The organism is Pallidibacillus pasinlerensis (assembly GCF_009996845.1).
Lineage (GTDB): Bacteria > Bacillota > Bacilli > Bacillales > Caldibacillaceae > Pallidibacillus > Pallidibacillus pasinlerensis.
Window position 1 is genome coordinate 1 of sequence record NZ_JAACYS010000006.1, and the last position, 25,112, is coordinate 25,112.

General features: G+C 35.6%; 22 protein-coding genes and 1 pseudogene. 5 read left to right on the forward strand and 18 right to left on the reverse strand.

What is annotated here, in order from left to right; genetic code table 11:
* Together GW534_RS16880 and GW534_RS02295 are read left to right on the forward strand one after the other, a co-directional pair.
* Positions 1 to 153, forward strand: a complete 153-nt coding sequence (locus GW534_RS16880; RefSeq protein WP_407670432.1) for a VanZ family protein — start codon at positions 1 to 3, stop codon at positions 151 to 153.
* A gap of 685 nt (positions 154 to 838) precedes the next feature.
* Positions 839 to 1,970: pseudogene (locus GW534_RS02295) on the forward strand (IS3 family transposase).
* Between the two features lie 469 nt (positions 1,971 to 2,439).
* On the opposite strand, the gene GW534_RS02300 reads toward GW534_RS02295, so the two are convergent.
* Genes GW534_RS02300 through GW534_RS02310 form a run of 3 tightly spaced genes read right to left on the reverse strand, consistent with a single transcriptional unit; the run spans position 2,440 to position 8,448 of the window.
* On the reverse strand, positions 2,440 to 5,778 hold the full coding sequence (locus GW534_RS02300; protein ID WP_161919445.1) for a DEAD/DEAH box helicase family protein: 3,339 nt from the start codon (positions 5,776 to 5,778) through the stop codon (positions 2,440 to 2,442).
* Between the two features lie 18 nt (positions 5,779 to 5,796).
* The gene (locus tag GW534_RS02305) at positions 5,797 to 6,981 is read right to left on the reverse strand and encodes a restriction endonuclease subunit S (RefSeq protein WP_161919446.1); all 1,185 of its coding nucleotides are present in this window, start codon (positions 6,979 to 6,981) and stop codon (positions 5,797 to 5,799) included.
* Between the two features lie 6 nt (positions 6,982 to 6,987).
* Positions 6,988 to 8,448, reverse strand: coding sequence for a type I restriction-modification system subunit M (locus tag GW534_RS02310; protein WP_161919447.1), 1,461 nt, complete (start codon positions 8,446 to 8,448; stop codon positions 6,988 to 6,990).
* 595 nt (positions 8,449 to 9,043) lie between these two features.
* On the opposite strand from GW534_RS02310, the gene GW534_RS16095 reads away from it, so the two are divergent.
* Together GW534_RS16095 and GW534_RS02315 are read left to right on the forward strand one after the other, a co-directional pair.
* A complete protein-coding gene (locus GW534_RS16095) occupies positions 9,044 to 9,214 on the forward strand; it encodes a hypothetical protein (protein ID WP_162835916.1) in 171 nt (56 codons plus the stop codon).
* Positions 9,211 to 10,689 carry a recombinase family protein gene (locus tag GW534_RS02315; RefSeq protein WP_161919448.1) on the forward strand — a complete coding sequence of 493 codons (1,479 nt, stop codon included), beginning with the start codon at positions 9,211 to 9,213 and terminating at the stop codon, positions 10,687 to 10,689. The genes GW534_RS16095 and GW534_RS02315 overlap by 4 nt, the downstream gene beginning before the upstream one ends.
* Before the next feature lie 188 nt (positions 10,690 to 10,877).
* Here GW534_RS02315 and GW534_RS02320 read toward each other — a convergent pair whose 3' ends face one another.
* The 10 genes from GW534_RS02320 to GW534_RS02365 all read right to left on the reverse strand — a co-directional run bounded on the left by GW534_RS02320 (position 10,878) and on the right by GW534_RS02365 (position 19,448).
* Positions 10,878 to 11,522, reverse strand: a complete 645-nt coding sequence (locus tag GW534_RS02320; protein WP_150200129.1) for a hypothetical protein — start codon at positions 11,520 to 11,522, stop codon at positions 10,878 to 10,880.
* A 146-nt stretch (positions 11,523 to 11,668) separates the two neighbouring features.
* A complete protein-coding gene (locus GW534_RS02325; RefSeq protein ID WP_161919449.1) occupies positions 11,669 to 12,250 on the reverse strand; it encodes a hypothetical protein in 582 nt (193 codons plus the stop codon).
* 27 nt (positions 12,251 to 12,277) lie between these two features.
* On the reverse strand, positions 12,278 to 13,192 hold the full coding sequence (locus GW534_RS02330) for a hypothetical protein (RefSeq protein ID WP_161919450.1): 915 nt from the start codon (positions 13,190 to 13,192) through the stop codon (positions 12,278 to 12,280).
* Between the two features lie 26 nt (positions 13,193 to 13,218).
* Entirely contained in the window at positions 13,219 to 14,055 is an 837-nt protein-coding gene (locus tag GW534_RS02335; RefSeq protein WP_161919451.1) for a hypothetical protein, read from the reverse strand.
* Positions 14,056 to 14,127: 72 nt separating this feature from the next.
* Positions 14,128 to 14,373 (reverse strand): single-stranded DNA-binding protein, encoded by a 246-nt coding sequence (locus GW534_RS02340; protein WP_161919452.1) that lies wholly within the window; start codon positions 14,371 to 14,373, stop codon positions 14,128 to 14,130.
* A gap of 141 nt (positions 14,374 to 14,514) precedes the next feature.
* Complete coding sequence (locus GW534_RS16975; protein WP_456093664.1) at positions 14,515 to 15,303, reverse strand: recombinase zinc beta ribbon domain-containing protein; 789 nt, start codon at positions 15,301 to 15,303, stop codon at positions 14,515 to 14,517.
* Between the two features lie 38 nt (positions 15,304 to 15,341).
* Positions 15,342 to 16,079 carry a recombinase family protein gene (locus tag GW534_RS16980; RefSeq protein ID WP_456093665.1) on the reverse strand — a complete coding sequence of 246 codons (738 nt, stop codon included), beginning with the start codon at positions 16,077 to 16,079 and terminating at the stop codon, positions 15,342 to 15,344.
* Positions 16,080 to 16,370: 291 nt separating this feature from the next.
* Positions 16,371 to 17,747, reverse strand: a complete 1,377-nt coding sequence (gene rlmD / locus GW534_RS02355; RefSeq protein WP_161919453.1) for a 23S rRNA (uracil(1939)-C(5))-methyltransferase RlmD — start codon at positions 17,745 to 17,747, stop codon at positions 16,371 to 16,373.
* A gap of 201 nt (positions 17,748 to 17,948) precedes the next feature.
* Positions 17,949 to 18,887: a diacylglycerol kinase gene (locus GW534_RS02360; RefSeq protein WP_161919454.1), complete on the reverse strand. Its 939-nt coding sequence runs from the start codon at positions 18,885 to 18,887 to the stop codon at positions 17,949 to 17,951.
* A 297-nt stretch (positions 18,888 to 19,184) separates the two neighbouring features.
* Positions 19,185 to 19,448 carry a hypothetical protein gene (locus GW534_RS02365; protein ID WP_161919455.1) on the reverse strand — a complete coding sequence of 88 codons (264 nt, stop codon included), beginning with the start codon at positions 19,446 to 19,448 and terminating at the stop codon, positions 19,185 to 19,187.
* A 308-nt stretch (positions 19,449 to 19,756) separates the two neighbouring features.
* Here GW534_RS02365 and GW534_RS02370 point away from each other — a divergent pair, with 308 nt between their 5' ends.
* Positions 19,757 to 21,205 (forward strand): NAD-dependent succinate-semialdehyde dehydrogenase, encoded by a 1,449-nt coding sequence (locus tag GW534_RS02370; protein WP_161919456.1) that lies wholly within the window; start codon positions 19,757 to 19,759, stop codon positions 21,203 to 21,205.
* A gap of 57 nt (positions 21,206 to 21,262) precedes the next feature.
* Here GW534_RS02370 and GW534_RS02375 read toward each other — a convergent pair whose 3' ends face one another.
* The 5 genes from GW534_RS02375 to GW534_RS02395 form a co-directional block, all read right to left on the reverse strand.
* The gene (locus tag GW534_RS02375; RefSeq protein WP_161919501.1) at positions 21,263 to 22,087 is read right to left on the reverse strand and encodes an aldo/keto reductase; all 825 of its coding nucleotides are present in this window, start codon (positions 22,085 to 22,087) and stop codon (positions 21,263 to 21,265) included.
* 161 nt (positions 22,088 to 22,248) lie between these two features.
* Entirely contained in the window at positions 22,249 to 22,620 is a 372-nt protein-coding gene (locus GW534_RS02380) for a hypothetical protein (RefSeq protein ID WP_161919457.1), read from the reverse strand.
* A 256-nt stretch (positions 22,621 to 22,876) separates the two neighbouring features.
* Complete coding sequence (locus GW534_RS02385; RefSeq protein WP_161919458.1) at positions 22,877 to 23,140, reverse strand: hypothetical protein; 264 nt, start codon at positions 23,138 to 23,140, stop codon at positions 22,877 to 22,879.
* Positions 23,141 to 23,718: 578 nt separating this feature from the next.
* Entirely contained in the window at positions 23,719 to 24,273 is a 555-nt protein-coding gene (locus GW534_RS02390; protein WP_161919459.1) for a thioredoxin family protein, read from the reverse strand.
* Positions 24,274 to 24,286: 13 nt separating this feature from the next.
* On the reverse strand, positions 24,287 to 25,027 hold the full coding sequence (locus GW534_RS02395) for a Bax inhibitor-1/YccA family protein (RefSeq protein WP_161919460.1): 741 nt from the start codon (positions 25,025 to 25,027) through the stop codon (positions 24,287 to 24,289).
* Positions 25,028 to 25,112: the final 85 nt, after the last annotated feature.

Consider the following 25,112-nt stretch of genomic DNA (forward strand, 5'->3'; position numbering starts at 1 on the left):
ATTGAATTTGTTCAACTCGTTTTACATTTACTCGGATTAGGAACTAGAATCATAGATATAGATGATGTTATTCTGAATATAGTAGGAATATATTTAGGTTATTATGTAACAAAGTATTTAACTAAGAGCCTACCTATTACTCAAAAAACATGAGCTTATTTCTCAAGTGACGTGATTCTGAAGTACAAAACAGATACGTGGTAAAGGAGTGTGAATATTTGAGTTGGTAAAATACGCAATACTTTTACCACCGTATTTTTCTCTTTTTGTTGATTGAAGTTTATCCAGAAGATTATACACCTTACTTCGTAATAATACTCATAATGTTTTTTTGGGCAACCTACTATATTTGGGTTTATATAGACAAGAAACGCAAAGAGGATAACATCCCAAAACCTTCATTCAAAGACATGAACAAAAAAACTTAAATCAAAGTTCTCTTTGAATTTAGGCATAAAAAAAGACAAGCATCGCCGTCCCCTTTGTATCCTTACACTTTCAAGTGTTCTTCTACATAACGAACTGCCTGTTCATTGATTTATCGAATGTAATCCAATGCAGAAGTACTTACTTCTTCATCTTCAGCCACTCCAATTGGCAGATAGAATATGACATGAATGCCGTAGTAGTCATGGTCTACATCAAAAAAGACTCGGGTTGACTTGCAATCTACTACCTTATCTTCTTCAAAGAACTCCGATTTTAGGAAGTCTTCAAGGATTTTAGAGAGTCTTAATACAGCTAATTTCTCTACAAACTGGATAGGTTACACTGAGTTGGACAGATTCGTTAAGGTCATATATACTTAAAACTCAAAAAAGTCGGGAGCGAATTAATTATGACCAAAAGATCAAGAAGAACTTTCACGAAAGAATTTAAAGAACAAATTGTCCAACTGCACCTTTCAGGTAAACCTAGAAATAAAATTATCAAAGAATACGAACTAACACCATCTTCTTTTGATAAATGGGTTCGTCAGCATAAAACAAGTGGATCCTTTGAAGAAAAGGACAACAGAACCCCTGAGCAGGAAGAATTAATTAGACTACGTAAAGAAAATCAAAGATTGATGATGGAGAATGATATTTTAAAGCAAGCCGCGCTGATAATGTCTTGATGCGTAGATGTGATTCGGAATAACCGTCATAAATACTCGATATCAGCAATGTGCTCTTGTCTCAACTTCCAAGAAACACGTACTATTATGAGGCGAAAATTCGAGATAACCAAGATGATGAATTAACAGATTTAATTGTAAAAATTTTTAAAGATAGTCGGAACATTTATGGTCAAAGAAAAATAAAAAAGAGCTTCAAAAGCAAGGCTGGAAGGTATCACGTCGCCGTATTGGGCGAATCATGAAAGAACAAGGACTTGTCTCCAAATACACGGTTGCTCAATTTAAGCTTAGAAATACAACAGTAAATGAGTCCGAAGTTGGAAATGTGCTGAATCGTGAATTTAATCAGGACAAAGAATTGAAAGTGATTGTAAGTGATTTAACATACGTTCGAGTAAAGCAGAAATGGCATTATATTTGCGTTTTAGTAGATTTATATAATCGAGAAATTATTGGCTACAGTTCGGGTCCTCATAAGAACGCTGAACTAGTTCAACGTGCCTTTGGGTCAGTGAAATACAATCTAAATCGCCTCGAATTATTTCATACTGATCGAGGAAGTGAGTTTAAAAACCGTTTAATAGACCAAGCATTACAAACGTTTGGCATTAAGAGATCCCTAAGCGAAAAAGGAACACCTTATGACAATGCCGTTGCCGAGGCAACGTTCAAAACAATTAAGACAGAATTTGTTAGCGGTAGAGTATTTGATAGTCAACAAGAGCTTGATCTAGAGCTATTTGATTACGTAAATTGGTTTAATAACATACGAATTCATGGTTCATTAAATTACTTAACACCCAAGGAATTTAAAGAAAAACAACTGGTTAGAACGAATCCCGTTCAGTAAAGAGAGAATCCGGGAATGAGCATAAAAAATCCGAAAAAGCCACAGCGGTAGCTGCTTGCCATTTACTGTAGCGCCCGATTCTTAGTAGGCGATGGAAGGGGTCGGGGCCCCGCCAGCGAATACTTAGAATCGATTTGTCTGTGTTACAATTTGTCTGCAGGTGAGTCCTAAAGGCTGTTCTTTCGCATAACCTGCGTTCATTTCACTACACAGACAAAAGCGAAGTCAATGGTGGCGGACAAACTTATAGCCTTTTTAGACTTTCAATATATTTTAGTTTCACAAAATAAAAAGTTTGAGTTATGTACCTTAAAAAAATTGTTCAATTTTGTGTTGACATACCAGAGAACGCTATAAATGTTTCTTATGAGTTCCCTTAGCCCTATTAATTATCCTTATAAATAAAATAAGACACCTCGAACATATCATATATCCAAGGTGTCTCAATCATGTTTGTACATTTATTGAATCATGCCCCAGCAATATCTTCCGCATTTCGATTGATCTCATCAATAATGCCAATGATTTTTCTTGCATCGTCCATATTATCTTTGAACAATTCAACAATACTTCCAACTGATCTGAATGGTTCTTGTTGTAAGACTTTTTTATCAAGTGTTCCGTTTTTAATGACATAATCAACAATGTGTTTAACAAATCGAATTTGGTTTAGATTTAACCGCTCCTCTGAAAGAAACTCTGAAAATGCTGCATTGGCTGCTTGTGGGTCTAAACCGACTATTTGACGAACGAGTTTGGTAATCGGCGTGTCACCAAAATCTTTTTCGTAATCTTCTCTCGTTCCGAGTTCTTTCCAAAGTATATCTTCAAGCATTTTTACATCTTGGGCTGTTAGTGGTTTATTATGGTACAGTTTGTAAATCGCCATTTGGTCTTTATGTTCATTTAAATAATGTTCTACTTTCTTCCGGTAATTTTGTAAATCATTCACATGAAACATTGGAGTGTTTTCTTTTACTTCAATCACTTCATCTTGGAAGTTTGTATAATAAATCTTTTGTGTTTCTTTTTCGATAAACTTGATTAAATCCCTTAACGCTTCACGCACTTCATCTAATTCAAAGATATCAGCACTATCCCAAAATTCTTCTGTTAACACTTTATCAATGATGTGCTTTTGCTCCAATACTTGTGGGATTGTACCAAGTTTAGATAAGGCTTCTGCCGTTTGAATAACGCTACGAATTGGTTTTGTAGCATTATTCGCTTGTAATTTGGCCAATTCAATCGTATACATTAATAAATCAAAACGTTTAGCAAATTCATCATCTTGAACTGGGACAATGATCGGTGAGATATGTTCTTTAATTTCATTCGTATCAAGAACAGATAATGACACCCAATTGTCCTTATTTTTATATTTCTCCACATATTGCAGATGTTGTCTAACACGGAAATTGTCATTATCAAGGGCAAGAACGTCCCTTGTTACTTCATGGACTAATTCACTGCGATGGTTGATATATTCTTCTGTTTGATACTCAGTTCCTTGTAATTCACGGATAATATCCACTTTGGCATTGAATAGTTTTTCTGTGAGGCTTTTACCAACTTGAGTTTCCATTCCCTTTGGATTTTCACGGAAAAACTCAAAGTTTCCGCAATAGTCAAAGATTAGGAAATGCGTTTTATCTTGTCCAATTCCAAATAAATCTGGACAAAGCCGTGTTCCACGACCAATCATTTGCCAAAACTTTGTTTTCGAACGAACCTTTTTAAAGAATACAAGATTAACCACTTCTGGTATGTCCACACCTGTATCAAGCATGTCCACAGATACAGCAATTTGTGGCATTTTACTTTTATCTGAAAAGTCATCTATTAATGTTTGAACATATTTTATGCTATAATCAATGACTCTAGCAAAATCTCCACCATACTCAGGGAATAATTTATCAAACCGTTCCACAATCCGTTCTGCATGACGATGATTTTTCGCAAAAATAATGGTTTTGCCTAGCTTGTCTCCACCTTCTACATGAATGCCTTTTTCCATTAAGTCTATCAACACCATATCAATTGTATTGTCATTAAAAAGCCATTCATTCAATGCAGAACTATCAATATCTTCTATGAAATCTTCTTCATCAAATAGTTCTTCATATTTTTCTTTATCTTCTTCCGATAAATCATCGTAATGAATACCTTCTTCTAGAAACTTTGTCTTTGTTTCAATTGTTCGGTAATCAACTAAAAACCCATCTTTTACAGCTTGATCCAGCTCATAAGCATAAGTCGGAACACCATTTTCCATTTCAAACACTTCATACGTATTTTTATCAATCTCATCTTTTGGGGTTGCCGTTAAGCCGAGTAAAATTCCATCAAAATAATCGAAAATGCTGCGGTATTTTTTATAGATACTTCGATGCGATTCATCAATGATGATGAGATCAAAGTGTCCAACGGTAAATAGTTTTTTGCCATTTTTTCTTTTCGCCTCATCGATGGCATTCATCATCGTTGGATATGTAGAAAAGACGATTCGGCTTTCCTCTGGGTTATCCTTGTTATCTAAAAGATTGCATAAAGGTATACTTGGCAGTAAGTTATTAAAGTTACGATATGCTTGGTTTATTAAAGCTTTACGATCTGCTAAGAAGAGAACATTTTTCACCCAATTATGCCGAGTCAAAACATCGACAATTGAAATTGCTGTTCTCGTTTTTCCACTACCTGTAGCCATTACAAGAAGTGCTTTTCTTTGATTACGACTCAATGCATCACAAACAGATAAAATGGCTTCCTTTTGATAATATCGGTTACTAATATCATCATTTATTTGTACATTTGATAATGGACGTTTCATTTGCCGGCGTTCGATTAACAAACTTAATTCTTCTTTATTGTAGAAGCCAGAAACTTTTCGTGGCGGATACGGATCATGCCAAATATATGTTTCAAAGCCGTTCGTATAGAAAATCACTGGACGAATACCTGACATTTTTTCAATACAGTCAGCATAAAGTTTCGCTTGTTGACGACCAATTTTAGAATCCTTTGATGTTCTTTTCGCTTCAATTACGGCAAGAGGTTTACCATTATCACCAAATAAAACATAATCAGCGAATCCTTTACCTTCTTTGTTGGGCATACCTACTACTGGATATTCTCGAATGATATCTTTATTAAATTCCCAACCGGCAAGTTTCAAATCTAAATCGATATATTTTAGTCTTGTTTCAAATTCATTTAATTGATCTACTTGGAAATTATTTTCTTTCGTGTTCTGTTCACGTTTTTCTGTGACCTTTTTACGAAGATGTTGATTTTCCTTAATAATTTCTTCAAGTCTCCGGTCCTTCGCACTTAATTGTTCGTATAAATCTTGTAATTCTTTCGGACGGACCTTCTTTTCTTCTCCAACCGGAAGTAGGGATTCATCAAATTCCCCGGCCGTAAATTCATCAGAATAACAATAATCAATCCATGCGATAAATTGGAATAGATGATGAAGGGACAAAACCGCTTCATCTCGAGTAATCGGTGCATTGGTATGGACTGCTTGATTACCAAGTTTCACTACATACTTCATCAACGGTAATAGTTCTTCATCAATAATGCCTAAAAATTCTCGGTCGTGAATCAAACTGGAAAGATTATCTTGATAAGGAACTTTCAAAGCACTGTCATAACTGTATACCCACTTAACTGCCAGCTCCAGCGCACGTCGTGACTGAATCGCGCTGACAGCGGGACTTACAACTAAACCTTTTTCTGCTTCGAAACAGGCATCAGCAAAACTTCGATATTGCTTCTTTTCCTTTAGAAAGTTAAAGTTTGACACATTGCCACCTCCCTTAAATTAATGGTTAGGAACTTTATCTTCGGTAAATAACTCGCCTTTGAAAGCACGTTGCATTATAGAGTTATAAGCATTAACCATCTCATCCAATGATTTATTTAGCAATTTCTTTTTTTCATTTATTTCTCTTATAACTTTAGTAAAGTCTTTTTGCAATTTAATAGGAGGTACAGGTATTTCCATGTTTCTAATATTCTTCAAAGATAAAAATTTCTGTGTTCCTCCACGTCTATTTTTACTTAAAACAAAATCTAAATAATGCGAATCCAATAAATACTTTAGATAAATATTTATTATACAAGTATCTGGATAAAATTTTATTAAGGCCACATTTTTAATTGCAAAATTTGGCTCTACATTAACTATTACTGGATTACCTATAGTTCCAATCATTGGCATAATAATATCACCAATATCTACCTTGGAACGTTGATTAATTTTTTCATAATCTTCCTCAGATATATAGTTAACATTTGTTAAATCAATTTCTCCATCTTTTATATTTTTTGATGTAACTAATGGATAACCTTTTTGAATATATTTAGGTGAGTCATGAGTCCCATCTCTCACATCTGTTATTTCGCTTAATTTTTCTGTTTTCCATTTTGTATTAATTGGATCCCCAAACATCTCCAAAAACACACTTTGCGTTAATTGGTCTAATGCTTCGATTTGGGCTTTCCGTTTATCAATTAATTCTTGAGCTTTATCTAGTATTTGTACAATCCGCTTTTGCATTTCAATATCCGGTATTGGAATTACAATTTCTTTTAAATACTTAAAATGGCGATTATATCCTGTGTCTGGAATATTGATTGTGCAGAGATAATAATAAAGATATTTTGTTAGTACCTCTTTTTCTGAGAATCTATTTTTTAGCAATTTCACTCCGTCGGCTCCTATAAAAATAGGGAAGTCAATGTACTTTAATATTCTAGTGTGATCACCAAAAATTATTAATGGTGTGTTATCATACACCTCTTCTTTTAAATTAGTATATCCTGTAATGTAATCCTTTCCTTGATCAACTATAGGAAAATCTCCTGTCTCTAAATAATCTTCTTTCTTAACTTTTGTTGCTTTCCTTGTATCATCTATAAAAACATCATTAAATGTTAAAATGTCCCATTTTTTCTCATCAAGATTGCTTAAAGTTTTCCTATTTTGATATTTACTCCCTATCATTTTAATCTATCCCTTTATCATATTTTTAATTTCTTTAATACCACTTATAATTTCTGCTTCTATACTTTCTATTTTCCCTAGGATCTTTTCTGGTGCCTCATACTCCACTTCTTCATACTCTATCTCTTTATACTTATTAATCGACAAGTCATAGTCATTTTCCCTTAGTTCTTCAACCGGTACGAAGAAGGATTGTTCTGTCCGTTTCCTTTCTTTTTCTGCTTCTAAATTGTTAAATCGTTTAATAATGTCCGGTATATCATTCTCTTCAACTGGGTTACGTTTGTCGTCCAATGAAAATCCGTCTGCTTTCATATCATAGAACCAGACATTATCTGTACCACCTGCTCCAGTTTTCGTGAAAATCATAATCGCCGTTGAAACTCCTGCATACGGTTTAAACACTCCGCTCGGCATGGAGATTATAGCTTCCAATTTATGGTTATCAATGATTTCCTTTCGTATCGTTTTATGTGCTTTTGAACTTCCAAATAACACACCGTCTGGAACAATAACAGCAGCTCGACCGCCCGGTTTCAAGATACGAATAAATAAGGATAAGAATAATAATTCGGTTTTCTTAGTTTTGGCAATTTTCAATAAATCATTTGAAACTGCTTCATAATCTAATGAGCCTTTAAATGGCGGATTAGCGAGTACCAACGTATATTTTTCTTTATCTTTATTAATTTCAGAAAGGGAATCCCGATAATCAATATTTGGATTATCGACACCATGTAGCATCATGTTCATGGCACCAATACGTAGCATTGTCCGGTCCATATCATTTCCGTAGAACATGGTGTTATGGTAATGTTCTTTTAGTCCTTGAACAAGGAACATATCATTGTGATGTTTACGTAAGTATTCGCTTGCGGCTACTAAAAATCCAGCCGTCCCCATTGCAGGGTCAATAATAATATCCTCTGGTGTTGGTTTCATAAGTTCAACCATCATTTGAATAATGTGTCTTGGTGTACGGAATTGCCCGTTTGTACCAGACGTTGATAATTTGGAAAGTAGATACTCATATAAATCCCCTTGTACATCCCGGTCATCTAAAGGAAGATTGTCAATTCCTTCGACAATTTTTGCCAACATATTCGCTGTTGGGATTAAAAACATCGCATCGCCCATGTACTTGGAGTATGCTGAATTATCTTTCCCATGTAAATTTTTAATGAAAGGAAAAACTTCATCGGAAACAACACGATACATTTCTTCTGGCGATCCGAGCTGTTTAAAACGGTGCCAGCGCAAGTGTTGTTTATCTTCTGGAAAGATTCCTTCAAAAGGAATGCCTAAAATTTCCGCTTCCTTCTCTTTAATCGTTTCCGCTTCATCCAAACTTTTTATAAATAAAAGATAAGTAAATTGTTCAATAACCGTTAATGGATTTGTAATCCCACCTGTCCAAAACGTTTCCCATATTTTATCTACTTTATTTTTAATTTCCCCTGTAATCATATAACTTCCTCCTGCTGCATCTAATATATCTTCATTATACCTATTTATCTCATTTTATTAAAAGGGTAATCTTAGGGACCTATAACTATTTACCCAATTGATTAATCCAAAATATCTTAAAAAATTTTAAAATCCTATTAAAATACATTGAATCGATCAGTATAATGTTTCAGAACAAATCGGTTAATCAATTTTTTTTAAAAAAATCCTATTTCCTCTTCAAATATGAAAAAACGAAAATACAATGCTTTATGCAAAACGGAAAATACAAATAAAAAAGGAGAAGAAAAATGATTAACAACCAAGGAAATCTAAAGGGATTTCTTTATATAAGAGTGAATCATCCATCAAAACTTTCAACAGAAGAACATTCACAGCTAACTAATTTCTTATTTGAGTATAGAAGAAATCGTTACAATGGAAAGGGAAATACCTATAAACATCGCATTGAAGAATATTTGTACAAAGTCAAATAAATAGTGTAACCCAATAAAAAGCGAGATCCGCAGAGGTTACGTAACCATTCACATTGTTGGTTATGTAATTCTGCGGATTTTTTTATATTGAAAAATTATAAAAGGGAGAGCGATAAATCATGAATAGATCAGAAAACACCGTTGAGCGAATTTTTGCAGATACTTCGCTCACTTTCATGGATGTTATAAATTCCATTATTGATCATAAAATTGAAGAACTCGTCAATAATGCTAGTAAGGTAAACACTGCTACATCTCAAAAAGACGAGAAGGAGTATGATTCAAAATGAGATGTGCAGTATATGTTCGTGTTTCTACCGATAAAGAAGAACAAAAAGATTCCTTAAAATATCAGCAAGAACTGTTTTATAATTATATAGCGGAAAAAGGTTGGGATATTTACAAATTTTATATTGACGTTGAAAGCGGGACGACGGCAAAAAGAGAAGAACTTCAAAAACTTATTGAAGATGCTCAGAATAAGGAGTTCGATATCATTCTTGCTAAAGAGTTATCACGTCTTGCCCGCAATGGAGAGTTATCCTATAAAATCAAAAACTTATGTGAAAACCAAGGGATTCACATCATTACATTAGATAATGCAATCAATACATTAACAGGTAACACCCATATGTTTGGCCTTTATGCATGGATGTATGAACAAGAATCTCAAAACACGAGTAATCGTGTGAAAGAGACATTAAAAACTCGTGCAAAAAATGGACTTTTTAAAGGATCAAACCCTCCATATGGGTATGAAGTAAGAGATGGAAAACTGTATATCCGTAATGATGAGACACCAAAGATTGTTAAACGAATTTTCAAAGAATATTTGGAAGGAAACGGACGACAAAGTATTGCAAGACGGCTATATAACGAGGGAATTCCTACTCCTGCTCAAATAGCTGGAAAAGCAAACGCAGGAGATAAGTGGCATGATTCTACCATTAGATGCATCTTGACAAATCCCCATTACGTTGGGGATCTTGTTCAAGGAAGAACAACGACAGTAAGTGTAACAAGTAAAAGAAGAAAAAACGTTCCTAAAGAAAAACAGTTTATTATCAAAAATGCACATGAGCCAATTATATCTAGGGAAACGTTTGATGCTGTCCAAAATCAATTAGAGCAGAGAAGAAAATATATTACAGCACCCAAATTACATCTTTTTACTAATGTCCTCTTTTGCGCCGATTGTGGTACAGGTATGTGGTTCCGAAGCAATCGAGACGGATACATTTGTGGGGCTTATGCGCGTCATGGAAAAAAAGCTTGTACCGCCCACACAATAAAAGAGGATTTTTTAAAAGAAACAATTCTAAATGACATAAAATCCTTAATTCATCAAATTGACAAAGAGCAATATATAAAGAAGATGGAGAGAAAATCGAAAAGTACAAAATCGGATTCTCAAAAGAAAATCAATAAGATTAACAAACAGATGGATGTTTTAAAAAATCGAAAAAGGAAATTCATCAACCTGTTAGCTGACGGAATCATTACCAATGAAGAATATCAAGAGAGTATTGAAGCAACGAACAAGGATTTAACTGAATTAATGGAACAGAAAAATGAACTTCTTTCATTGATGGAAAGCGAGGATGTAATCGAAACAATTGAAAAGCTCAAAAAGGAATTACTTCAATTCCTACATTTCGATGAATTAACCGAGGATATTCTCCATCGACTGATTAATCGAATCGAGGTAAAAGAGGACGGTACACCAATAATTCATTACCGGTTTACCACACCAAAAATTGAATAGAGGCAAGAGAGAAACCTTATCTTGCCTCATTTTTTCATTTTAAAACGATCTGCGAAACGCACTCAACGTGCAACGAGCGGGGTGGATTGATGTCTTTTACATTGTCGGTAGTCGGAAACACGTCATCGGCACTTTTTGCACTATCGGTAGGCGGGAACATATCCACTGAATTTGCATTAAATAGAGACCTACAACATTCCCCAGAAAAAGTTGATTTGAGCGGTAAAGAAATAGAGAAGCGATCCTATGGCCACCACCTTGATTATTTGCTTTGGAGACTGATATAAAACAAAACTCGTGGCTATCCAGAGTATCAATTCCAAGCTATACTTAATATCAAAATACCAAAATCCAAATACAAAAGCCTGTCTTGAAATAAACATAAACACTATAGATGAAATAGAAATAGCAATTATGCCATTCCCTCTTGCATACCAACATATAAAAGCCATAAATGGTGAAATACAGGCCATTATTATCCAAATCATCATATATGATTTAGGAAAAAAGCCAGCTACAAAAACCGTGTATAAGTAATAGCTACCTACCATACCTACAAAAAACAAAAATACATTTATGGCAGACCTGATAGGTGATTTGCTATATACAGATATTAATACTCCAAGGAAAATCCAAACCCCCATGCGAGAAAAGAAGTTTCTTAAATCTAACACTTCTATAAAATAGGGTAATGAATTACTTAGGGTTGTTTCAAGCATCTTAGAAACTGAGCCTAAAATAACCCCTGCGATAAATATTAAAGTTGAATATAAAAATTTCCTTGATAGCGATATACTAATTGGTCTTCGAATTTTATTTAAGAAATCTTTCATTTATTCTCTCCCGAAAAAATCCTTATTTCATATTTTTCTATCAAACCACGGCATAAGATGTAAATAATTCGCTTTCTAAATAAGAATTTATGCCTAGTCTGAATAATAATTGTACACCCTTAAGCCACCTGAATTTGCTATGTATATTAGTATTTGCGCCTTTTCATATCATCTTCGTAGGCGGCTAGAATACGTTGATATTCTTTTGGGTCATCATTCTCACAGTCAAGTTTTATCACTCGATCCACGATAGGCTCTAAAGAATCCGGGTTGTACCAAGGTTCTTTAATTGTAAGATATATAATCTTTTTTGTCTTTTGACGTTGGGCCATTTCTTTCAGCATCTGAATCTCTTTTTCATTTTTTGTTACACTTTGAATTGGCCATATAATCATAAAGTCAAATGCATAATGATCGTATTTTTCACTATTACTTTTCGTGGTTAGATTATCAAAGTAAATTATAAGATTTGATAATTTCATTCCTTGTCCATATTTCTTCGGTACATTAACTTTATATAGTTCCGCCCATCGAAAAAAATTCTCCATTCCATCTTTTGTTGTATGAATTAAATTAATCAGCCCTTTCAAGTTTCCTTGAGCGTTCAAGGCTTTAAGAAGAGTCTGATGTTTTTCCTTGTCAGCAATACCCCGTAGCAATAATGTTTTATCTGTTTCATTGTTCAAGAAATCAATAATCTGATCATATGCATTTTTTACGTCGGACATATTATTCACCCCTTCATTTAAAAATCACTATTTGTTTTTTGAATATACCCAAAATAAAATGCTATCTGTTAGTCTCAAACAAAAGAGTGCATCTTCAATTGTTGGAGATTCAATAGTATTCTCATTCCTATGGGTTCCATAATCAGACATCATAGAATAAATCATATAAATCGTTTTTGTCTTTGTCAGCTTTCCATCTTTATTTTCATTAAAAAAATCTGCTAAATCTTCTTTTTTCAGATCTGATTTAAGAGCCCTATCTAAGTCAGCAACCGTTGCTGTTTCACTGTCTCCGCTAGTGTTAAATACACCTCTCATCCACTTTGCGAAATTTTCAGTCCCCTTATATTTTGAAAATATACTTACAATACTTGTCCTACATGATTCAATACAAGCTCCTGAATGCCCCTGTGTATAAGCATCAATAGCAGATTTGTAAGCATCATATACTTCTTTATGGTTATTTTTTATCCATGACTCAACAGAAAACATCTCACTTACTCTGGAAAAGTCGCTTTCCATACAAGCAGAAACTTTAACTTTATCAAATTCAATGGCTATACTTAACCCTAAAATTTCGTATAGTTTAGCTAGCTCTTCAAAATCTTCATTGCTATCTTCAGAAATCCATCTTACATTGAAGGATTTAGTTATTTCTTTTAGCAGATTGATAATATCTTCATGCCTATTTTCCTTATACAAATCCGAGAAAATACTATCTAAACCTAGAAACACATCGTATTCCTCGTTATTATTCTCAAATTTGTGTGCATAGCCTTGATTGTAGAAATACGGCACTAGGTAATCCATATATTTTTCATAAAGATCATTAAGTCCAACGCATTTTAATCTAGCCTTAAATTCTGAATTTTTCCTTATAAAAAAGCCTGGTCTACTAAGAATTTCCGCAATTTTTGAAAGAATTATTTCTTTATCATTCATTTTTTCACCCCATTAATGTTTAATATCTATTGCTTTTTCAAAGCAGGTAACACCATTTCTAAATACTCCTGCCAGTAATCATTATCGCCTTCCATGTCATGAAGCCAATAGTACATAAACAGTATTTCAAATTCTTGCTTTTTTCCTTTTGTAAAGGATTTTTTCGGCATCTTTCTATATAGTGAATCTAGGTTAAAGAGGTTACTTTTCTGCTTATAATCGTAATCGTACTTCCTCCAAGTATATTGACTCTTCTTTCTATGTGTTGACGGCCAAACATCCTCGTTGTCATAAAAACTATTTATCCAACTATAGGCAAAGGCAAGAAGATTAACCTGATACTTTGCCCAGGTTTTATCGATCCAATCAGTTATTTCTTCTGTTATTGATGGCATTCCGAAATTAAACCTTTGTTCGCTTTCTACCCTATGATAGTCTTTTATAAAAAGAAAAAGAAACTCTGTTTGGTCCTTAAGAAACGGAAACTTTTTAATTAGTTGCGAATAGCAATCATAGGAAGCATTTCTAAATTCACTATCAGTACTATACAGAAAGAAAAACTCATTCTCCTTCATGATGTTTCCAATGTACCTATGTATTTGCTTCCCATACTCATTATAAATACTAACAGCCCATTCTCTAACTTCAGGATCATACTCTCTTAGCTGCTTACGATATTTCTCTAATTTTTCATTATGGAGTACTGTTTTTTCCTCAGCTTCCGTTATATTCAGATAGTTGTTGAAATACTCAAATACATAATCAACACAGATTTTCATATTTTGTGCACGCGCATCAATGTCAAATTCATTGAGTTTATCTTCCTTTTTCCTTCGTGCAATGTATTCCTCAATGGTCAGCATTCTTTCACCACCTCTCGCATGTGATTTTGCTATTCTTAGGAAGATTAATATAAAGCCAATAAATCATTTCGGCTAGTATCTAGAGTTAATCTTTTTATATCTCTGCTGATTAGATGAAGTCTTTTCAATAGCCTTTATATTACCTTCCATTTTATTTACGTAGTTTAAAAATAAAGTCCCAAGCAGAAGTCGATCCTTTCTGGGTATTCTATTCCATACATAACCCTTGAACAGGTCTTTAACAAGAAAGACTTCACCTTCATTCAAGTTTTCAGTTTCCTTAATAGCTTCTTCTAGTAGCTCATTAACATCACTCATGTTGTCATCTCCTTATCAATAACAATATCAACAACATTGTTAATAAGATTATATGCCTTTTACCAATTCCAGTCAATAAAAAGAAAACCACCAATCAAGAGAATATATCTCCTGAATGGTGGTCATTTATGAAGGCTATGTTTATACATCTACTTCTACACCAGATTTAAATTCAATAGTTAGTTTATCATCATAGACCGTTATTTTCTCTATAAGTCTCCTTACTAGTTGCTCATCATACTCCTCAAGGAGGGTGGATTGTTCATTAAGGAATTTTTCCATCTCTTCTAGTCTTTGCTTGGAACCCTTTTTGCCTGCTTCTTCTGCTAAAGCCTTATGTCTTTCCTCTCTGAGCCTGTATATCTCATCGGCTATATCGTTATAATCTTCTTTGGAATTGGCCAGTCTCAAAAGGTCTTTTTGTAATTCCTCTAGCTTTTTATCTATCTCGGAAACAATATTATTGTCTGTTTCACTTATCACTGTTTCTATATTTTCCTTTAAGATTGTTAAAAAGCCATCCTTTTGCCCTATTAGTTTATTAATTGCATCCACCGTAGCAAGGCCTATCATATCCTCCAGCACGGTTCGGGAATGACAAGTTAACCCTGTATTCTCAAGTCTACTGACGCATCTCCAAACAATTGATTTTTTACCTCGGTTATTCCAATGAACTCTACGGTATATTTCGCCACACTCACCACAGAAGATAATTTGCGAAAATACATGATTTGAACTAAAGTTTCTTTTCTTTCCACTAGTACTTATATGTCCTCTACTTCTACGAACTAACTCTTCTTGTACCTGCATGAAAATTTCACGCGGGATAATGGCTTCATGGTTATTCTCTACATAATACTGAGGTACGATTCCGTTATTCACAACCCTCTTTTTTGTAAGAAAATCTACCGTATAAGTTTTTTGGAGCAATGCATCACCAATGTATTTTTCATTGCTTAATATTTTCCTTATAGTACTGGTATGCCACCTTTTTTCCCCGCTCCCGTAAGTATGCCATCAGCTTCAAGTCCTTTTTTGATTTTATCCATACTTGAGCCTTCAAGATACTCTCGGTAAATCCTTTTGACTATTTCAGCTTCCTCCGGTACAATTACTAATCGCTTATTTTCATCTTTGGTATATCCTAAAAACCTAGAACAATTGACCATTACCTCTCCCTGTTGGTATCGGTATTGATAGCCAAGCTTTACATTCTGGCTTAATGACTGGCTCTCTTGTTGCGCTAAGGATGCCATAATGGTAAGCATAATTTCACCTTTGGCATCCAGTGTATTGATATTTTCTTTCTCAAAATATACCGCAACATTTTTATCTTTAAGTTTTCTGATGTATTGTAGACAGTCCAAGGTATTTCTAGCAGATCGGCTTATTGATTTGGTAATAACCATATCAATTTTCCCAGCCATGCACTCATCAATCATTCGATTAAATTCGTCGCGATTTTTTGTATTTGTGCCTCTGATACCATCATCAGCAAAGATCCCTGCAAATTCCCACTCTGAATTCTTCTTAATAAACTCTGTATAGTGTTCAATCTGCACTTCGTAACTACTAGCCTGCTCATCACTATCTGTAGAAACTCGGCAATAAGCAGCGACCCGAAGTTTTGGTGTTTCATCTTCTTTTCGGCTGTTGCCTACACGTTTAATTGCAGGTATAATCATTACATTTTTATTAACTGCCATCTTGCTGCACCTCACTTTCTATTAAGATGTATACATATTCAGCTTGTGTAAAAGGATTTGTATACTTCTGAATTACTTGTCCTATGGTATCTTTTTAATTATCTATCCTGCCTTCTCAACCCCAATAAAAAATCTAACCTATCAACTCAACCCCTATCACTTTCATGGTAGTTGACATGTTTCCTCAAAGAATAAAAATAAGGGTTTCCCGACATTAACGTCCTCGACAAAGATGTCATGAGAAAAATTCAATGTCAGGAAACCCTTTATCTATAAGTGCTTAAAGTATCTTTATTTCTCAACCCTTGACATCAATACCACGCACTCCACATGTGAGGTATGCGGAAACATATCCACCGGCTGGACTTCTATTGTTTTATATCCCCCATCTTCCAAGATTCGTAAATCCCTTGCGAGGGTCGATGGGTTACAGCTAACGTAAACTACTTTTTTCGGTTTCATTTCAATAATCGTTTTTAATAATGATTCGTCGCAACCTTTCCTTGGTGGATCAACGACTAGGACATCGGCTTGAATCCCTTTTTCTGCCCATTTTGGAATGACCGTCTCAGATTCACCAACTTCAAATTCCACATTTGTCATCCCATTTAATTTTGCGTTTTTCCGCGCATCATCAATCGCTTCCGGTACAATTTCTACACCATATACTTTTTTCGCCTTTTGTGCTAAAAATAATGAAATCGTCCCAATTCCACAGTATGCATCAATCACTATTTCTTCACCAGATAAATCGGCATATTCTAATGCTTTATCATATAATACCTTCGTTTGGACAGGATTTACTTGATAAAAAGATAATGGTGAAATCCTGAACTTAACATCACCAATTTTATCGTAAATCACTTCTTCCCCCCAAAGTAGTTTCGTCTTTTTCCCTAAAATGACATTCGTCTTCTCTGAATTTATATTTTGTACGATGGATTTTACTTTCGGCAACCGCGCCACTAATTTTTCAACAATCTCATCTTTATTCGGTAACTTTTCCGTGCGCGTAATTAGGACGACCATTAATTCTCCAGTTTGCTTACCGTAGCGAGCCATTATATTTCGTAAAATTCCTGTATGATTCTTTTCATCATAAGCTTGGATTTTAAATTCGTTACAAACTTCTTTTACAACTTGAATTGCATCATTTACCTCTTTCATTTGAATAACACTTTCATCCGTTGGAACGATTTCATGGGATCTCGGCTTATAAAATCCAGAAATTAGTTTCCCGTTCTTTTCACCGACAGGCTCTTGTGCTTTGTTCCGGTAATGCCACGGGTTATCCATTCCGATAATAGGATGAACCTTTACATCCTCAAGCCCACCAATGCGAACTAACACTTGTTCAACATGATTTTGTTTAAATTTTAACTGCCCATCATAAGTCATATGATGAATTTGGCAGCCGCCATATTTATGTTCTTCCTCTTTCGGAATATCAACGCGAACTGGACTTCGTTCTATAATGTTAATTAGTTCGCCATGAGCATAATTCTTTTTTGCTTTAACGACTTTGACTGTCGCTTTTTCACCAGGTAACCCATTTGGAACAAATATAGGGTAACCATCCAATTTCGCTACTCCTTGTCCTTGATGAGTCAAATCTACAAATTCTATATCAATTAAGTCATTTACCTTTACAGGCGCTTTTTGCTTCATTTCATTCACCTTCATCTGTTAAAAATTCCGTTATGGTGTTATAGTCAACAACTTTCATTATACATTGTTTACTATTTTGAGAAAAAATCCTCTTTAAAAAACTACACAAAGTTGTAAAATGCACTAGGGTTTGTGGCTGATTTTTTTCAAAATAAAAAAGGGCTTACCCATCCACATAAGTGGTAAGGGGGAAGAGCCCTTTTAATTAGATTCCGTTTCCGATTCTAAATCAACGCGATCTTCTTTTCGCAACTGGTCAATTGGTGCAAAAATTTCAAAATGGCGATATAAATTTTTAAATTCAGCTGGGGTTTTTCCACCTAGTTCACCATCTAAATTTATAAGAACTTCATCTTCAGATGTTACTTTAATATAATTTGCCTTCGTATAAATAACATTTGGATCTTTAATATGCTCACCACGAAGAGCCAGCGTCGCTAATCGAACAAATTCAGCTAAATTTGTTTTCTTTAAAATTAATAAAGTAAAATAGCCATCATTAATGGAAGCATCTGGGGCAAGTTTTTCAAAGCCACCAACTGAATTTGTAAGAGCAATTAAAAATAACATTACTTCGCCTTCGTATAATTTACCATCATATTCTAAATGAAGATTGTATGGCTTTAATGAAGGCAACATCTCAATCCCTTTTATATAGTAGGCAAGTTGACCAAGCATCGTCTTTAATTTAATCGGAACTTCGTACGTCAATTCAGTAAGACGTCCACCACCAGCGATATTAATAAAGTATTTGTCATTCATTCGACCAATATCAATAGGTATAGATTGTCCATCTACAATGATGTCTGTCGCAGCAAAAATATCTCTTGGAATATGTAACGCCCTTGCAAAGTCATTCGTTGTCCCAACAGGAATTAAACCTAATTTTGGACGATACTCCTGTTCAGCTAATCCATTAACAACTTCATTAAATGTTCCGTCTCCTCCAGCTGCAATTACGAGATCATATCTTCTTTCTACAGCTGTACGAGCAGCCTCAGTCGCATCTCCTGGTCCTGTTGTTGCATGACATGATGTTTCATAGCCAGCTCTTTCTAATTTAGCTAAAACATCAGGTAAATGCTTTTTAAAAATTTCTCTACCCGAAGTCGGATTATAAATAATTCGAGCTCTTTTCATTAAACATCATCCATCTCAATTTAAATTTTTTTCTATAAAACATCATACTTCATCAGTAATTTCAAGGCAAATTTAATTTACTTTTATTACATTATGACCAAGAATTCTTTATTATTACACATTAAAAATTAGAATTTTCAATAATATAAACTTCTCGCTCTATTTTCGTTCAAAAAAATATGGGCATTTGCCCATACACCTGTTTGTTGGGACACATACACTAGGGTGAACACACATGAGGAGGTAAAAGTATGGAAAGACAGATATTAGGAGGCCCTTTTGGTTTTGGAAGTTTTCCTAGTTATGGTATGGGATACGCAGGATTTTATGATTTCGGAGGAGGATATGGTGGCAATCCATTCCAACAATATTACGGATATGGAGGTCAGCCATTCTATCATGGGCATGGGCATCACCATGGACACCACCATTACGGACATCATCACCATCATGGGCACCTTCATCACCATCATGGGCACCTTCATCACCATCATGGGCACCATCATCACGGACACCACCATGGACACCATCATGGATACGGAGGTTACCAAACCCAACCATGGTTCGGTCCACGTGAGGAGTACGGTCCAGCACCCTATTAGGAATTAATATAACGTTCGTGCAAAGTAAAGACTCTTACTTTTTTAAATATGATAATACTTCATTTTTACCCTTCGTAAACTACATCGCCCAGTTAGGAAACTGGGTGATTTTATTTTAAAGTGTACAGTGTTTTTTACTCTTTACATATGCACTCAATTAACTCAACAGTTTTATATTCAACAATCTAAAATTCGAGATTCTAACTCCATGCTAGTTTTTATAAAATTTAGTATAATGAATTATATAACAAGTATGGGGGTGGGATGATGGCAGCTCGTACTGTTTTATTAGATCGAATGTATGTAAATGGAGAGTGGGTAAAAGCAATTTCAAACGAGAGCTTTGCGATAACAAATCCAGCAGACGGTGAACATATCGCTTCCGTTCCTAACGGTGACAAGGAAGATGCAATTTTAGCAGTAGATGCAGCTTATGACGCTTTTAAAAAGTGGTCCCAAAAAACGGCAGATGAACGTAGTCATCTTTTACGTCGCTGGTATGACAATATTTTAGATAGTAAGGATGAAATCGCAGAAATATTAACCCTTGAACAAGGGAAACCATTAAAAGAAGCTCTTGGTGAAGTTACCTATGCTGCAAGTTTTATTCAATGGTATGCAGAAGAAGCAAAGCGGGTTTACGGGGAAACGATTCCTGCATCTGCAGTTGATAAACGATTACTTGTGTTAAAGCAACCTGTTGGGGTCGTTGCAGCAATTACACCTTGGAATTTCCCTGCTGCAATGATTACACGAAAAGTAGCACCGGCTTTGGCGGCTGGCTGTACTGTTGTTATTAAACCAGCAGAACAAACTCCACTTACGGCCTTGAAATTAGCAGAAGCTGCAGAACGGGCCGGTTTTCCAAAAGGTGTTATTAACATTGTTACAGGTGATGCTCAAGAAATTGGTGATGCATGGTTAAAAGATTCGCGCGTCCGTAAAATCACCTTTACTGGATCAACGGAAGTAGGTAAACTTTTAATGCGCGGAGCAGCTGACAATGTGAAGAAAGTCTCGCTAGAGTTAGGTGGGCATGCACCATTTATTGTATTCCCAGACGCAGACATCGATGCGGCTGTTCAAGGTGTCATGCAGTCAAAATTTAGAAATAATGGGCAAACTTGTGTATGTGCAAACCGAGTTTACGTCCACTCATCCATTGTCGATGAGTTTGTTCGGAAGTTTGCTGAAGAAGCGAAGAAGTTAACGGTTGGTTTTGGTTTAGAACCAGAAACTCAAGTGGGACCATTAATTGATGAACAAGCATACATAAAAGTAGAGTCCCATATTCATGATGCCGTAAGTAAAGGCGCAAACATTGAATGCGGTGGTCGTCGTATCGAGGATTTAGAAGATGGGTATTTTGTTGAACCGACTGTTTTAAGTAATGTGACTGAGGATATGCGCATTATGAAGGAAGAAACCTTTGGTCCAGTTGCGCCAGTCATTACTTTTGATGATACTGAAGATGTAATTGAACGGGCAAACAATACTCCGTACGGACTTGCTGCTTATTTATTTACAACAAACTTAAAAACAGCAGTAACTGTATCAGAACAACTTGAATATGGAATTGTCGGTATTAACGATGGACTTCCTGCTGTCGCACAAGCACCATTTGGTGGATTTAAGGAAAGTGGACTTGGTCGTGAAGGTGGACACCACGGTATTGAAGAGTTCCTAGAAGTAAAGTATGTTTCAATTAAACTTTGATTTCATAGAAAAACGCAAAGACTCGCTGAAAAAGCGAGTCTTTTCTATGGCTACTTTTTATACTCGATGGTAAACATTAGGGTCATTATTAATTCGAACGTTCCGGTCAAGGGTTGAAATTTTCTCCATATCTTCATCTGTTAATTTAAAATCAAAGACATTGAAGTTTTCTTCAATTCGTGATGGTGTTACTGATTTAGGAATTACAATCGTATTGTTTTGTAAATGCCAGCGTAAGATAACTTGTGCAGCAGTTTTATTATGCTTTTCTGCGATGTTTGTAATCACTTCATCATTTAAAACATCTCGTCCATTCATCAATGGACTGTATGCTTCGATGTAAATATTGTGTTTAGCGCAAAATTCTTTCAATTCTTTTTGCTGTAAGTATGGATGGCATTCAACTTGGTTCACGACAGGAACAACTTCACATTCTGCGAAGATTTTTTCCAAATGCTCAATATTAAAGTTTGATACACCGATTGCTTTAACACGTCCATCTTTATACAGTTTTTCTAACGCTTTATATGTTTCTATGTATAAACCGAAATCTGGACATGGCCAATGAATTAAATATAAATCGACATAATCTAGTCCTAAACGATCAATACTTTCTTCAAAGGCTTTTAGTGCTTTTTCATAACCGTGATCTGCATTCCAAAGTTTAGTAGTAATAAATAGTTCTTCTCGTGGAACTTGTGAATTAGCGATTGCTTTCCCAACGCCTGTTTCATTTTGATATACCGTTGCTGTATCAATCAAACGGTATCCTACCTCAATTGCTTTTTCTACAGCTGGTGTTGCTTCTTCGTTTGGTACTTGCCATACTCCAAATCCAAGCTTCGGCATGTGTACCCCATTATTTAATGTTACATATTCCATCGCTGTCATCCCTTTCAATTTGTTCAAATTTAGTATAACAAAATGGGAAGGTGATGATAAATTTGATGCATTAGGGGGAAGGAGAAATTTAAGCACGTTCGATCACATTTCTGACTAGTCTCTGCATCTATTTGTCCACGAAAACGCCTGTCGATGACATTTCATGTATTCCTTCTTCGCTTTTTGTCTTCGAGAACGCCTGTCGATGACATTTCATGCATGCCTTCTTCGCTTTTTGTCTTCGAGAACGCCTGTCGATGACATTTCGGACATGCTTTCTTCTCATTTTGTCTTCGAGAACGCCTGTCGATGACATTTCGGACATGCTTTCTTCTCATTTTGTCTTCGAGAACGCCTGTCGATGACATTTCATGCATTCCTTCTTCGCTTTTTGTCTTCGAAAACGCCTGTCGATGACATTTCGGACATGCTTTCTTCTCATTTTGTCTTCGAGAACGCCTGTCGATGACATTTCGGACATGCTTTCTTCGCTTTTTGTCTTCGAAAACGCCTGTCGATGACATTTCGGACATGCTTTCTTCTCATTTTGTCTTCGAGAACGCCTGTCGATGACATTTCAGACATGCCTTCTTCGCTTTTTGTCTTCGAGAACGCCTGTCGATGACATTTCGGACATGCCTTCTTCTCATTTTGTCTTCGAGAACGCCTGTCGATGACATTTCGGACATGCCTTCTTCTCATTTTGTCTTCGAGAACGCCTGTCGATGACATTTCGGTCATGCCTTCTTCTCATTTTGTCTTCGAAAACGCCTGTCGATGACATTTCGGTCATGCCTTCTTCGCTTTTTGTCTTCGAAAACGCCTATCGATGACATTTCGGTCATGCCTTCTTCGCTTTTTGTCTTCGAGAACGCCTATCGATGACATTTCGGTCATGCTTTCTTCCCATTTTGTCTTCGAAAACGCCTGTCGATGACATTTCATGCATTCCTTCTTCGCTTTTTGTCCACGAGAACGCCTGTCGATGACATTTCGGTCATGCTTTCTTCTCATTTTGTCTTCGAGAACGCCTGTCGATGACATTTCGGTCATGCCTTCTTCGCTTTTTGTCTTCGAGAACGCCTATCGATGACATTTCGGACATGCTTTCTTCTCATTTTGTCTTCGAGAACGCCTGTCGATGACATTTCGGTCATGCCTTCTTCTCATTTTGTCTTCGAGAACGCCTGTCGATGACATTTCGGACATGCTTTCTTCTCATTTTGTCTTCGAGAACGTCTGTCGATGACATTTCGGTCATTCCTTCTTCTCATTTTGTCTTCGAAAACGCCTGTCGATGACATTTCGGACATGCTTTCTTCTCATTTTGTCTTCGAAAACGCCTGTCGATGACATTTCGGACTAGTCTCTGCATCTATTTGTCCACGAAAACGCCTATCGATGACATTTCGGTCATGCCTTCTTCGCTTTTTGTCCACGAGAACGCCTATCGATGACATTTCTAACGAGTCCTCACTTCATTTTATCCGCGAGAATCTGGAACAATGACATTCCAACCAATCCTAAATCAAAATTTATCCACGAAACAGCATTCACACATCACAATCAAAAAAAGCTCCCTCAACTAAACATTGAAGGAACTTCATTCATTTGAGTAGTAACACTCGCTACTATTTAACTAATCTCTCCACAATACTATCCGCAATTCTTTCCCACAGCTCGTCATCTTCTAGGAATCGCTTCGTCATTTTGCGGTACATATCTTTTTGTTTATCTGCAAAGTCTGGAGCATCTTTATCCGGCAGAGCTGCGCGTTCTTCATCAACAAATGCTTGAACTTCCGGCGCGCGGGGCCCCCACACAGCTACTTCATTTCCAGCTTCATCTATAAATATATAAATTGGAATCGAGCGAGATGTCCCATTCGTTAAGTATTGATCCATTAATTCTAAGTTTTGATCACGCAACAGATAACGTACTTCAATATCAGCAACTTCAGCAATTTTCATTAAAATTGGATTGTTGACCATCGCATCACCGCACCAATCTTCTGTCAGTGCAATTGCCCGCAACTTTCTATTACGTAACCCTTCTAGCTTTCCAACATGCTCAGCTTTCAACTCAAATCGCTCATAAATTGACAGCATTTTTTCCTTGTTTCTTGTCATCTGTTCAACATAATCGTTATAGCTCATCGCTTTTTCAAACCAATCATTTAACTGCATCCATTTTCACCTCTTAATTCCGATTTGCAAATATTTTGTACAACAAACGGAGAATTTCTAAATACAGCCATACTAAAGTGATCATTAATCCAAAGGCACCGTACCATTCCATATATTTCGGTGCACCAACTGCAGCTCCTCTTTCGATAAAATCAAAATCTAAAACGAGATTTAGCGCTGCAATAAAGACAATCACTCCACTTACTATTATACCTAAAGTTCCCGTTTCATGAATTAATGGGACTTGGATACCGAAAAAACCTAATATTAAACTTAATAAGTATGTTAAAAAGACACCTAAAGTTGCTGCCGCTACTCCTAAGCGAAAATTATGGGTTACTTTAATAAGACCACTTTTATATACGAGGAGCAGACCAAATAAAATCGAAAAAGTTAAAGAAACCGCCATGAAGGTAATTCCTTGAAATTGAGCTTCGTACATCGCCGAAACCCCACCAATCACAAACCCTTCTAAAATTGCATAAATCGGTGATAAAACAGGGGCCAATCTTTTTACGAAAATAGTAATTAACGCAACAATTAAACTACCCAAAACACCAACGGTAATATAAAGGCCAACATTTTCACCAGCAAAATATTGGGACCATGTAAAAACTGCACTTACAACAATTAAAACGAGTAAAATAAACGTTTTATTAACGGTTCCCTGTATAGTCATTGTATTACCGCCATATGCATGACCTGTATAAGACTCAAAAGTTTTATCCGTTAAACTTGGGTTTCCACTTCGCATCGTTCTCCTCCTTTTATAACTATACATACGATTATTTCAATCAATAGTTTCAAAAACTTGATCTCTCAAACAACATTCGCATTGA